The sequence below is a fragment of the Burkholderia sp. 9779_493 genome (assembly GCF_015712215.1).
Lineage (GTDB): Bacteria > Pseudomonadota > Gammaproteobacteria > Burkholderiales > Burkholderiaceae > Burkholderia > Burkholderia cenocepacia.
In genome coordinates this window covers 38,856-51,250 of sequence record NZ_JACCQA010000027.1, presented here as the reverse complement: position 1 = coordinate 51,250, position 12,395 = coordinate 38,856, and the positions used below count along the sequence as shown (strand labels likewise).

Genomic DNA, 12,395 nt, shown 5'->3' with positions numbered 1-12,395 from the left:
AAGCAGGAGACCAGACAAGTGAATCGTTCGCTCTACATCGCCGCCACCGGCATGAATGCGCAGCAGGCGCAGATGGACGTGATTTCGAACAACCTCGCGAACACCAGCACGAACGGCTTCAAGGCGTCGCGCGCGGTGTTCGAGGATCTGCTGTACCAGACCATCCGCCAGCCCGGCGCGAACTCGACGCAGCAGACCGAGCTGCCGTCGGGCCTGCAGCTCGGCACCGGCGTGCAGCAGGTCGCGACCGAGCGCCTGTACACGCAGGGCGGCCTCACGCAGACCGGCAACTCGAAGGACGTCGCGATCAACGGCGCGGGCTTCTTCCAGGTGCTGATGCCGGACGGCACCAACGCGTACACGCGCGACGGCTCGTTCCAGACCAACGCGCAGGGCCAGCTCGTCACGTCGAGCGGCTACCAGGTGCTGCCGGCGATCACCGTGCCGCAGAACGCGCAGTCGCTGACGATCGGCAAGGACGGCGTCGTGTCGGTCACGCAGCCGGGCTCGAGCAACGCGGTCCAGATCGGTTCGCTGCAGATCGCGACCTTCATCAACCCGGCCGGCCTCGAGGCGAAGGGCGAGAACCTGTTCGCGGAAACGACGTCGTCGGGCGCGCCGAACGTGTCGCAGCCGGGGCTGAACGGCGCGGGCGTGCTCAACCAGGGCTACGTCGAGGCGTCGAACGTGAACGTCGTGCAGGAACTCGTCAACATGATCCAGACGCAGCGTGCCTACGAGATCAACAGCAAGGCCGTGACGACGTCCGACCAGATGCTGCAGACCGTCACGCAGATGAAGAGCTAACCGGAAGTCCCGCCGTCGCCATGAAGCAGGTTCGCCTCCCCTCGTCAGCCACCGTCCGCGCCGCGTGCGCGGTCGCGGTGGCGGCGCTCGCCGGTTGCGCGCAGATCCCGCGCGATCCGATCATCCAGCAGCCGATGACGGCGCAGCCGCCGATGCCGATGTCGATGCAGGCGCCCGGCTCGATCTACAACCCCGGCTTCGCGGGGCGGCCGCTGTTCGAGGATCAGCGGCCGCGCAACATCGGCGACATCCTGACGATCATGATCGCGGAGAACATCAACGCGACCAAGTCGTCCGGCGCGAACACCAACCGGCAGGGCAACACCGACTTCAACGTGCCGACCGCCGGCTTCCTCGGCGGGCTGTTCGCGAAGGCGAACCTGTCGGCGACCGGTGCGAACAAGTTCGCGGCGACCGGCGGCGCGAGCGCGGCGAACACGTTCAACGGCACGATCACGGTGACCGTCACCAACGTGCTGCCGAACGGCAACCTCGTGGTCAGCGGCGAGAAGCAGATGCTGATCAACCAGGGCAACGAATTCGTGCGTTTCTCGGGGGTCGTCAACCCGAACACGATCTCGGGCGCGAACTCCGTCTACTCGACGCAGGTCGCCGACGCGAAGATCGAATACTCGTCGAAGGGCTACATCAACGAAGCCGAGACGATGGGCTGGCTGCAGCGCTTCTTCCTCAACATCGCGCCGTGGTGATGACGATGCAGACGACCCTGTTCCACCGCCTGTCGGCCCGCGCGCATGCGGCCGCGCGGCTCGCCGTCGCGTTCGCGGCCGTGGCGGCCGCCTGCGTGCTCGGTGCCGCGCCCGCGCACGCGGAACGCCTGAAGGATCTCGCGCAGATCCAGGGCGTGCGCGACAACCCGCTGATCGGCTATGGCCTCGTCGTCGGCCTCGACGGCACGGGCGACCAGACGATGCAGACGCCGTTCACGACGCAGACGCTCGCGAACATGCTCGCGAACCTCGGCATCTCGATCAACAACGGTTCGGCCAACGGCGGCCCGTCGTCGCTGAACAACATGCAGCTGAAGAACGTCGCGGCCGTGATGGTGACGGCCACGCTGCCGCCGTTCGCCCGGCCCGGCGAGGCGCTCGACGTGACCGTATCGTCGCTCGGCAACGCGAAGAGCCTGCGCGGCGGCACGCTGCTGCTCACGCCGCTGAAGGGCGCGGACGGGCAGGTGTACGCGCTCGCGCAGGGCAACATGGCGGTCGGCGGCGCGGGCGCCAGCGCGAACGGCAGCCGCGTGCAGGTGAACCAGCTCGCGGCCGGCCGGATCGTCGGCGGCGCGATCGTCGAGCGCGCGGTGCCGAACGCGATCGCGCAGATGAACGGCGTGCTGCAGCTGCAACTGAACGACATGGACTACGGCACCGCGCAGCGCATCGTGTCCGCGGTCAACTCGAGCTTCGGCCCGGGCACCGCGACGGCGCTCGACGGCCGCACGATCCAGCTCGCGGCGCCGGCCGATTCCGCGCAGCAGGTCGCGTTCATGGCGCGGCTGCAGAACCTCGACGTGAGCCCGGACAAGGCCGCGGCGAAGGTGATCCTGAACGCGCGCACCGGCTCGATCGTGATGAACCAGATGGTCACGCTGCAGAGCTGCGCGGTCGCGCACGGCAACCTGTCGGTGGTCGTCAACACGCAGCCGGTGGTGTCGCAGCCGGGGCCGTTCTCGAACGGGCAGACGGTGGTCGCGCAGCAGTCGCAGATCCAGCTGAAGCAGGACAACGGTGCATTGAAGATGGTGACGGCCGGCGCGAATCTCGCCGACGTCGTGAAGGCGCTGAACACGCTCGGCGCGACGCCCGCGGACCTGATGTCGATCCTGCAGGCGATGAAGGCGGCCGGCGCGCTGCGTGCGGATCTGGAGATCATCTAAATGGCGGCGAACCTTCCGAACGCAAACGACCTGACGCAGCGCTTCGCGCTCGACGTGCAGGGTTTCGATGCGCTGCGCGCGCAGGCGAAGCAGTCGCCGCAGGCCGGCGCGAAGGCGGTGGCCGGCCAGTTCGACGCGATGTTCACGCAGATGATGCTCAAGAGCATGCGCGACGCGTCGCCGGACGGCGGGCTGTTCGATTCGCATACGTCGAAGATGTACACGTCGATGCTCGACCAGCAGCTCGCGCAGCAGATGTCGACGCGCGGGATCGGCGTCGCCGACGCGCTGATGAAGCAGTTGCTGCGCAACGCGGGCGTCGGCGCGGGCAGCGACACGGCGGCCGACGTCGGCGCGGGCGGCATCGGCGGCCTCGGCACGGCCGGCGACGAAGGCAGCCTCGCCGCGATGAACGCGATGGCGAAGGCCTATGCGAACGCGGCGAACAACGGCGCGCTCGCCGGCGCGCGCGGCTACTCGGCCGGCAGCGCGCTGACGCCGCCGCTGAAGGGCGCGAGCGGCGTGCAGGACGCGGACGCGTTCGTCGACCGGCTCGCGGGCCCCGCGCAGGCGGCCAGTGCGACGACCGGCATCCCGGCGCGGTTCATCGTCGGCCAGGCCGCGCTCGAATCCGGCTGGGGCAAGCGCGAGATCCGCGCGGCGGACGGCTCGACCAGCTACAACGTGTTCGGCATCAAGGCGAACAAGGGCTGGACCGGGCGCACCGTGTCGGCGCTGACCACCGAATACGTGAACGGCACGCCGCGCCGCGTGGTCGCGAAATTCCGCGCGTACGACTCGTACGAGCACGCGATGACCGACTACGCGAACCTGCTGAAGAACAATCCGCGCTATGCGGGCGTGCTGAGCGCGAGCCGCAGCGTCGAGGGCTTCGCGCACGGCATGCAGAAGGCCGGCTACGCAACCGACCCGAATTACGCGAAGAAGCTGATCTCGATCATGCAGCAGATCGGCTGACGGGCCCGCCCGCCACCGATTTGTCCCCCCTTCGGACCGCGCCCGGCACCCCGCCGCGCGCGGTTTCAACGTTTGCGCGAAAAAAATCGCCGTTTCGATCTAAACTTTCGGTCAGCACTGCCGCTAAGTGTGAGAGACCTGCGACCGGGCCCCCGTTCTGGCCCGGTTTTATTGCGCACCGGTTGCCCCGGGCGCCCATGACAAGAAAGACCGGCTAGCCATGAATATCGAAACGTCGACGGACCCCAGCCTGGATGCAGGCCACTCCGGGCCCGACTATGCCCGCCGCAATCCGCTGGAAATCGGCGTGCAGCTGCGCAACCTGGTGAATCGCGGCGATTTCCTGACCGTCCAGTATCCGGGCGGCCAGCTCGTCACGCGCCTGCTCGAGGTCGACGTCGGCGCGCGGACGTTCACGTTCGACTGGGGCGCGCTGTCCGAGCAGAACGCCGGCATCCTCGGCGCGTCGCACTGCACGTTCGCGGCCTCGCCGGAGGGCGTGCGCGTCGAATTCACCACGGGCACGCCGCGCGAGACGCGCTACGAGGGGCTGCCCGCGTTCGTCGCCGATTTCCCCGACGTGCTGGTCTGCATCCAGCGCCGCGAATATTTCCGCGTCGACGCGCCGATCGTCGATCCGTTCCTGTGCCGCGGCAAGCTGCCGGACGGCGAAAGCTTCCTGTTCGAGGTGCACAACCTGTCGCTCGGCGGCGTGGGGCTGCGCACGGCCGACGAGCGCGTCGAGGCGCTCGAGGTCGGCACGCTGCTGCCGGACGTCGAACTCGAGCTGACCGGCCACGGCAAGCTGTCGCTCGACCTGCAACTGGTGTCGCAGCGTTCGACCCAGATGCCGAACGGGTCGCGGCGCTACCAGCTCGGCTTTCGCTACATGTCGCTGCCGGGCAGTGCGGAGAACACGCTGCAGCGGCTGATCACGCAGCTCGAAATGAAGCGCCGCTCGCTCGCGCGGGCCTGACGCGCACCTGGCGGGGCCGCCCGCGCGGCAACGCCGGCGCCCCCGCCGGCCGCTTCGACCGGCGACGCACGCCCGTGCGTCGCACGTGCATTTTTTCCTCAATTTTTTCGATCCGCGGCCGTTATACCGGGAGTCACGCAACCCGGCGGCCGCAGTGCGGCCGGCTCATCAGGATCGCGCATGTCCAACACACTCATGAACCTCGGCGTCAGCGGCCTGAATGCCGCGCTCTGGGGCCTCACGACGACCGGCCAGAACATCAGCAACGCCGCGACGCCGGGCTATTCGGTCGAACGCCCCGTCTATGCGGAGGCAAGCGGGCAGTACACCAGCAGCGGCTACATGCCCCAGGGCGTGAACACCGTCACCGTGCAGCGGCAGTACAGCCAGTACCTGAGCGACCAGCTGAACGGCGCGCAGACGCAGGGCGGCGCGCTCTCGACGTGGTACTCGCTCGTCACGCAGCTGAACAACTACATCGGCAGCCCGACGGCCGGCATCTCGACCGCGATCACGAGCTACTTCACCGGGATGCAGAACGTCGCGAACAGCGCGTCCGATTCGTCGGTGCGGCAGACCGCGATGAGCAATGCGCAGACGCTCGCGAACCAGATCACCGCGGCCGGCCAGCAGTACGACGCGCTGCGCCAGAGCGTGAACACGCAGCTCACGAGCACCGTCACGCAGATCAATGCGTACACCGCGCAGATCGCGCAACTGAACCAGCAGATCGCCGCGGCGAGCAGCCAGGGCCAGCCGCCGAACCAACTGATGGACCAGCGCGACCTCGCGGTGTCGAACCTGTCGAATCTCGCGGGCGTGCAGGTCGTGCGCAACAGCGACGGCTACAGCGTGTTCATGTCGGGCGGCACGCCGCTCGTCGTCGCGGACAAGAGCTACCAGCTCGCGACCGTCACGTCGCCGTCCGATCCGAGCGAGCTGACCGTCGTGTCGCAGGGCATCGCCGGCGCGAACCCGCAGGGGCCGAACCAGTTCCTGTCCGACGCGTCGCTGTCGGGCGGCACGCTCGGCGGCCTGCTCGCGTTCCGCAGCCAGACGCTCGACCCGGCCCAGGCCCAGCTCGGCGCGATCGCGACCAGCTTCGCCGCGCAGGTCAACGCGCAGAACGCGCTCGGCATCGACCTGTCGGGCAAGATCGGCGGCAACCTGTTTTCGACCGGCGCGCCGATCACCTACGCGAACCAGGGCAATACCGGCAACGCGACGCTGTCCGTGTCGTTCGCGAACGCCGCGCAGCCGACCACCAGCGATTACACGCTCGCGTACGACGGCACGAATTACACGCTGACCGACCGTGCGACCGGCACGGTGGTGGGGACGTCGACGTCGATGCCGGCCTCGATCGGCGGGCTGAACTTCTCGTTCTCGTCCGGCTCGATGAGCGCCGGCGACAAGTTCACCGTGCAGCCGACGCGCGGCGCGCTGAACGGCTTCGGCCTCGCGACGTCGAACGGCTCCGCGATCGCGGCGGCCGCGCCGTACGTGCCGTCGGCCACGACGAGCAACACCGGCAACGGCACGATCGGCGGGCTGTCCGTCACGAGCGCGACGGCCGCGGCCAACGCGCACAACTACACGATCACGATGGGCGGCACCGCGGCCGCGCCGACCTACACGGTCACCGACAACACGGCCGTGCCGCCGACGACCAGCGCCGCGCAGCCGTACCAGTCGGGCTCGCCGATCACGCTGACGGCGGGTGTCACGGTGACGGTGTCGGGCACGCCGGCGGCCGGCGACACGTTCAAGGTCGCGCCGAACACGGGCGGCACGAACGACGGCAGCAACGCGCTCGCGCTGTCGAAGCTCGTCAACTCGAAGGCGTTCGGCAACGGCTCGACCACGCTGACGGGCGCGTACGCGAACTACGTGAACGGCATCGGCAACACGGCGAGCCAGCTGAAGTCGTCGAGCGCCGCGCAGACCGCGCTGGTCGGCCAGATCACGCAGGCGCAGCAGTCGGTGTCGGGCGTGAACCAGAACGAGGAAGCGGCCAACCTGATGCAGTACCAGCAGCTCTACCAGGCGAACGCGAAGGTGATCCAGACCGCGTCGACGCTGTTCCAGACCGTGCTGGGCCTGTTCAACTGATTTCGGGGTTCGAAGCGATGCGGATTTCCACTGCGCAGTTCTACCAGATGAACGTCGCCCAGATGAGCGACCAGCAGGCGCAGCTCTCGCAGCTGTACCAGCAGATCTCGAGCGGCGTGAGCCTCGCGACGCCGGCCGACAACCCGCTCGGCGCGGCGCAGGCCGTGCAGTTGTCGATGACGTCGGCGACGCTGTCGCAGTACGCGGCGAACCAGAACGCCGCGCTGTCGTCGCTGCAGAAGGAAGACCAGACGCTCATCAGCGTCAACAACCTGCTGAACAGCATCCACACGGTCGTGATCCAGGCCGGCGACGGCTCGCTGTCGGACAGCGATCGTTCGGCACTGTCGACGCAGCTGCAGGGCTATCGCGACCAGCTGCTGACGCTCGCGAACTCGACGGACGGCGCGGGCAACTACCTGTTCGCCGGCTTCAAGACGGCCACCGCGCCGTTCTCGAACGCGCCGGGCGGCGGCGTGACCTACAGCGGCGACACCGGCTCGCGCGAGGTGCAGATCGCCGACACGCGCTCGATCGCGCAGGGCGACAACGGCGCGAACGTGTTCCTGTCGGTGCCGATGCTCGGCAGCCAGCCGGTGCCGCTCGCCGGCACCGGTAACACCGGCACCGGCACGATCGGCGGCGTGACGATCACGAGCCCGTCGGCCGCGTCCAACGCGCACCAGTTCACGATCGCGTTCGGCGGCACGGCCGCCGCGCCGACCTACACGGTGACCGACAACACCGTCGTGCCGCCGACCACGACCCCCGCGCAACCGTATTCGGACGGCGCCGGGATCGCGCTCGGCAACGGCCTGTCGGTGCCCGTGTCGGGCAAGCCGGCGCCGGGCGACACGTTCACGGTCACGCCCGCGCCGCAGGCCGGCACCGACGTGTTCGCGGCGCTCGACACGATGATCGCCGCGCTGAAGGTGCCGATCAGCAGCAACACGACCGCCGCGACCGCGCTCGCGAACGCGATGACCACCGGCACGACGAAGCTGAACAACATGATGACGAACGTGCTCACGGTACAGGCGTCGGTCGGCGGCCGCGAGCAGGAAATCAAGGCGATGCAGGCCGTGAACCAGACCAACACGCTGCAGGTCAGCAGCAACCTGGCCGACCTCACGAGCACCAACATGGTCGCGACGATCAGCCAGTTCCTGCAGATGCAGAACGCGCTGACGGGCTCGCAGAAGGCTTACGCGCAGTTGCAGAACCTGTCGCTGTTCCAGTACATCAACCCCTGATGCATGACGTGCCGGCCGCGATGTGAGCGCACGCTTACTTCACGGCCGGCGCTCGCCGCCGCACGCGCATCGTGCGCGGGCGGGCACGTCGCCGGCCCGCGCGGTCGCGCACCGGTTCTCGCGCGCGGCCTGCCGCCCCGCACCTCGCTGTTCCGCCCGCCGACGCCGCGTACCGGTTCGCTTGCCAGCCCCATTTCCGCTCCGTAAACTCGCGCCAGATTCCAGACCGGCGCATCCCTGGCAGCCGGCGACCGACGACCGACAGGAGCGCTTTCCCCATGTCCGATTCCTATTTCCCGCGCTGGCGGGTCCAGCCGACCGGCGCGAGCTCGCGCGTGGTCGGTCCCGACGAGCGCCTCGCGTGGCCGCAGATGGTCGCGATGGGCGTGCAGCACGTCGTCGCGATGTTCGGCTCGACCGTGCTCGCGCCGCTGCTGATGGGCTTCGACCCGAACCTGTGCATCTTCATGTCGGGCATCGGCACGCTGCTGTTCTTCGTGCTGGTCGGCGGCCGCGTGCCGAGCTATCTCGGCTCGAGCTTCGCGTTCATCGGTCTCGTGATCGCGGTGACGGGCTACGGCGGCAGCGGCCCGAACCCGAACATTCCGGTCGCGCTCGGCGGGATCGTCGCGTGCGGCGTCGTGTACGTCGCGCTCGGCGCGCTGGTGCAGGCGATCGGCACGCGCTGGATCGAGACGCTGATGCCGCCCGTCGTGACCGGCGCGGTGGTCGCGGTGATCGGGCTGAACCTCGCGCCGATCGCGGTCAAGGGCGTGTCGGGCTCCACCTTCGAATCGGTGATGGCGCTCGTCACGGTGCTGTGCGTCGGCGGCGTCGCGGTGTTCGCGCGCGGAATGATGCAGCGCCTGCTGATCCTGGTCGGGCTCGTGATCGCGTACGTGATCTACGCGATCGCGACCAACGGGATGGGCCTCGGCAAGCCGATCGATTTCGCGATCGTCGCGCATGCGGCGTGGTTCGGCGTGCCGAGCTTCCGCGCGCCGGTGTTCGATCCGCACGCGATGCTGATGCTCGCGCCGATCGCGGTGATCCTGGTCGCGGAGAACCTCGGCCACATCAAGGCCGTCAGCGCGATGACGGGCACCAACCTCGACCGCTACGTCGGTCGGGCGTTCATCGGCGACGGGCTCGCGACGATCGTGTCGGGCAGCGTCGGCGGCACGGGCGTCACCACCTACGCGGAGAACATCGGCGTGATGGCCGTCACGCGGATCTATTCGACGCTGGTGTTCGCGCTCGCCGCGCTGATCGCGATCGGCCTCGGCTTCTCGCCGAAGTTCGGCGCGGTGATCCAGACGATCCCGGGCCCCGTGCTCGGCGGCGTGTCGATCGTGGTGTTCGGGCTGATCGCGGTGACGGGCGCGCGGATCTGGGTCGTCAACAAGGTCGACTTCTCCGACAACCGCAACCTGATCGTCGCGGCCGTCACGCTCGTGCTCGGCGCCGGCGACTTCTCGCTGAAGATCGGCGGCTTCGGGCTCGGCGGGATCGGCACCGCGACGTTCGGCGCGATCATCCTGTACGCGATCCTGCGCAAGGAAAAGGAACCGGGCCCGGTGGTCTGATTCGGGCGCGGGCGGTGCCATGCCGCCCGCCGCCGTCCTGTCGATCCCGGCGGCGCGTGCGCGTTATGCGCCGGTATTCGACTGTCCCTGCAGCCACCCGCAGAACTGCGCGACGAGCGGATCGTCGGCCGGCGCGCCCGGCGCGATCCACCAGTAGCTGCGCGTCGCGATGCGCGGCCCGTCGAGCGGCATCACCAGGCGCCCGCTCGCGAGCTCGTCGTCGATCAGCGGCAACGGGCCGAGCGCGACGCCGAGCCCGTCGACGGCCGCCTGCAGCGCCAGGTAGAAGTGGTCGAACGACTGCCGCTTGCGGCCCTTCATCGCGACGCCGGCCGCCGCGAACCAGTCGCGCCAGCCTTCCGGCCGCGTATCCGAATGCAGCAGCACGTGCCGCGCGAGATCGTCCGCGCGCGTGATCGGCGCGCGCTTGAGCAGCGCCGGGCTGCACACCGGAATCACGCTTTCGTCGAGGAAGTGGCCGCTCGTGCAGTTCGGCCAGTGGCCGGGGCCGCGGCGGATCGCGACGTCGAAGCCGTTCAGCGTGTCGAGCGGCGCGTTCGACGTCGACAGCTTCAGCTCGACGTTCGGCACGTCGCGCTGGAACCGCGACAGGCGCGGCAGCAGCCATTTCATCGCGAAGGTCGGCAGCGCGTTGATGCGCAGCACGCGTGCCGCGCCGGTGTGGCGCAACTGCTCGGTGGCGAGCGCGATGCTGTCGAACGCCGCGCGCACGGTGTCCAGGTAGCGGCGGCCTTCGTCGGTGAGCTTCACGCGCTTGCCGTAGCGGTGGAACACCGGCTTGCCGAGCCACGCCTCGAACCCGGCGATCTGCCGGCTGATGGCACCGTGAGTCACATGCAGCTCGTCGCCGGCGGCGCTGAAGCTTTCATGTCGTGCCGCGGCTTCAAAGGCCCGAAGCGCGGAAAAGGGCGGGAGATCGCGTGCCATGCTTGTGATTCTAGATCACAAGGGCGCGCCGATAAAATCGTTTTGCCGGCATCCTGAACGGCGGTAACCTCGCTTCACCGTTTGATGAGGAGCCCCATGCAATCCGCTTCGCCGCCCGCCCCCCCGCCGTCCGGCGCGCCGCCCCGCAGCGTCGGCCTCGCCGAGCTGTTCACCGGTTTCCTGTCGCTCGGCCTGATGTCGTTCGGCGGCGCGTTGCCGTTCGCGCGGCGCACCATCGTCGACGAGCGCAAATGGCTCTCCGCCGACGAATTCACCGATCTGCTCGGCCTGTGCCAGTTCCTGCCGGGCGGCAACGTGATCAACCTGTCGGTCGCCGTCGGCATGCGCTTTCGCGGCGTCGCCGGCGCATTCGCCGGCATTCTCGGGCTGATCGCCGGCCCGACGCTGGTCGTCGTCGCGCTCGGCGTGCTGTACGCGAAGACGCAGAACGATCCGCACGTGCAGCACCTGTTCGCGGGGCTCGCGGCGGCGGCGGCCGGCCTGCTCGTCGCGATGGCGATCAAGGTCGCGAAGCCGCTGCTTCGGGCGCCGCGCGCGGCGGCTGCGATCGCCGTGTTCGCGTTCGTCGCGATCGCGGTGCTGCGCGTTCCGCTGCTGACCACGATGCTCGTGCTGACGCCCGTCAGCGTATGGCTCGCGTCGCGCCGCCGCGACGCGGGCACGCCGCGGCCGGCGCCGGCTGCCGCGCATCGCGCGCACGGTACGTCCGACACGCAACAGGAGCGCCGGCCATGAGCGATACGCTGATCGCCATCGCGACGATCTTCAGCCAGTTGTCGCTGCTCGCGTTCGGTGGCGGCAACACGATCCTGCCGGAGATGCAGCGGCAGGTCGTCGACGTGCATCACTGGATGAGCGCGCACGAGTTCACCGCGCTGTTCGCGCTGGCCCAGGCGGCGCCGGGGCCGAACATGATGATCGTGTCGCTGGTCGGCTGGCACGTGGCCGGCTGGGCCGGGCTGCTCGTCGCGTCGCTCGCGAAATTCGGGCCGTCGTCGATCGTCACCGTGCTCGCGCTGCATGCGTGGGAGCGTTTTCGCGACCGGCCGTGGCGCCGCTACGTGCAGCAGGGAATGATGCCGGTGACGGCGGGGCTCGTCGCGGCGAGCGCGGTGCTGATTTCCGAGGCGTCGAACCGCACCGCGATCCAGTGGGGCATCACGGCCGCGTGCGCGGTGCTGGCGTGGCGCACGCGCATCCACCCGCTGTGGCTGCTCGCGGGCGGCGCGCTGATCGGGCTCACGGGCATCGGGCAATGAGCGGCCCGTCGTGCCGCCCGCCGTTGCCGGCGGCGGCGGTTGCAGGTTACCGCGATGCCGGCAGGTCGCCGTTCACGAGGCCCAGCAGCCGGCCGCGCTCGCCGCCGACGTCGTCCGTCGGGGCCGGCCAGTCGACCACGAACCCCGCGTCGAGCGCATCGCGCATGATCGCGCCGTAGTCGGCCTTCGCGAGCCGGCCGCCGCGCAACGCGTCCGCCACCTCGTGCTTGAGCGTCGGCGTGAACGACGGATAGGCGGCCACCAGCGCCGCGTACTGGCGCGCATCGATCTCGTCCGATTCGCGGTTGAACGCCCAGACGGCCACCAGCACGATCGCCGCGAACGGGATGACCGTGTAGCGCAGGAAGAACTTCGCGAGTGTCATTCGAAGGCCCGGTGAAGAACGGCGGGGCGGCGCGCTTGGCCGCGGCCGGTGGCGGCCGGCCGGTATACTCGGCCGGTCTTGCGGCGGTGAAACCCGCGCGTTGGACCTGTGCCGGCCGGCTGCGATGTGCGGCGCTCGGCCGTCCCCCGACGACGGACATTATATTGGCG

Annotated in this window: 12 protein-coding genes; 10 read left to right on the top strand and 2 right to left on the bottom strand. The window is 69.3% G+C overall.

Annotated features, from left to right (window positions below; genetic code table 11):
- Positions 1–18 precede the first annotated feature (18 nt).
- The 8 genes from flgG to H0X95_RS25070 all read left to right on the top strand — a co-directional run bounded on the left by flgG (position 19) and on the right by H0X95_RS25070 (position 9,612).
- Positions 19–807, top strand: coding sequence for a flagellar basal-body rod protein FlgG (gene flgG / locus H0X95_RS25105; protein WP_006485706.1), 789 nt, complete (start codon positions 19–21; stop codon positions 805–807).
- 20 nt (positions 808–827) lie between these two features.
- Positions 828–1,517, top strand: coding sequence for a flagellar basal body L-ring protein FlgH (flgH, locus tag H0X95_RS25100; RefSeq protein ID WP_006495504.1), 690 nt, complete (start codon positions 828–830; stop codon positions 1,515–1,517).
- A gap of 5 nt (positions 1,518–1,522) precedes the next feature.
- Positions 1,523–2,707: a flagellar basal body P-ring protein FlgI gene (locus tag H0X95_RS25095; protein ID WP_034195648.1), complete on the top strand. Its 1,185-nt coding sequence runs from the start codon at positions 1,523–1,525 to the stop codon at positions 2,705–2,707.
- Positions 2,708–3,685: a flagellar assembly peptidoglycan hydrolase FlgJ gene (flgJ, locus tag H0X95_RS25090; RefSeq protein ID WP_059720866.1), complete on the top strand. Its 978-nt coding sequence runs from the start codon at positions 2,708–2,710 to the stop codon at positions 3,683–3,685.
- A gap of 220 nt (positions 3,686–3,905) precedes the next feature.
- A complete protein-coding gene (locus H0X95_RS25085) occupies positions 3,906–4,661 on the top strand; it encodes a flagellar brake protein (protein WP_006477567.1) in 756 nt (251 codons plus the stop codon).
- A gap of 180 nt (positions 4,662–4,841) precedes the next feature.
- Positions 4,842–6,773, top strand: a complete 1,932-nt coding sequence (flgK, locus tag H0X95_RS25080) for a flagellar hook-associated protein FlgK (RefSeq protein WP_059720867.1) — start codon at positions 4,842–4,844, stop codon at positions 6,771–6,773.
- 17 nt (positions 6,774–6,790) lie between these two features.
- A complete protein-coding gene (flgL, locus tag H0X95_RS25075; RefSeq protein ID WP_006495499.1) occupies positions 6,791–8,026 on the top strand; it encodes a flagellar hook-associated protein FlgL in 1,236 nt (411 codons plus the stop codon).
- Between the two features lie 278 nt (positions 8,027–8,304).
- Positions 8,305–9,612, top strand: a complete 1,308-nt coding sequence (locus tag H0X95_RS25070) for a solute carrier family 23 protein (RefSeq protein WP_034201255.1) — start codon at positions 8,305–8,307, stop codon at positions 9,610–9,612.
- Between the two features lie 63 nt (positions 9,613–9,675).
- Here H0X95_RS25070 and H0X95_RS25065 read toward each other — a convergent pair whose 3' ends face one another.
- Positions 9,676–10,560 carry a transcriptional regulator GcvA gene (locus tag H0X95_RS25065; protein ID WP_006483074.1) on the bottom strand — a complete coding sequence of 295 codons (885 nt, stop codon included), beginning with the start codon at positions 10,558–10,560 and terminating at the stop codon, positions 9,676–9,678.
- Between the two features lie 96 nt (positions 10,561–10,656).
- On the opposite strand from H0X95_RS25065, the gene H0X95_RS25060 reads away from it, so the two are divergent.
- Together H0X95_RS25060 and H0X95_RS25055 are read left to right on the top strand one after the other, a co-directional pair.
- On the top strand, positions 10,657–11,316 hold the full coding sequence (locus H0X95_RS25060; RefSeq protein WP_060210659.1) for a chromate transporter: 660 nt from the start codon (positions 10,657–10,659) through the stop codon (positions 11,314–11,316).
- Complete coding sequence (locus H0X95_RS25055) at positions 11,313–11,840, top strand: chromate transporter (protein ID WP_006477572.1); 528 nt, start codon at positions 11,313–11,315, stop codon at positions 11,838–11,840. Before H0X95_RS25060 ends, H0X95_RS25055 begins: the two co-directional genes overlap by 4 nt.
- 46 nt (positions 11,841–11,886) lie before the next feature.
- Here the strand turns inward: H0X95_RS25055 and H0X95_RS25050 are convergent, their stop codons facing one another.
- Entirely contained in the window at positions 11,887–12,225 is a 339-nt protein-coding gene (locus tag H0X95_RS25050) for a hypothetical protein (RefSeq protein ID WP_006483072.1), read from the bottom strand.
- Between the last annotated feature and the right edge of the window lie 170 nt (positions 12,226–12,395).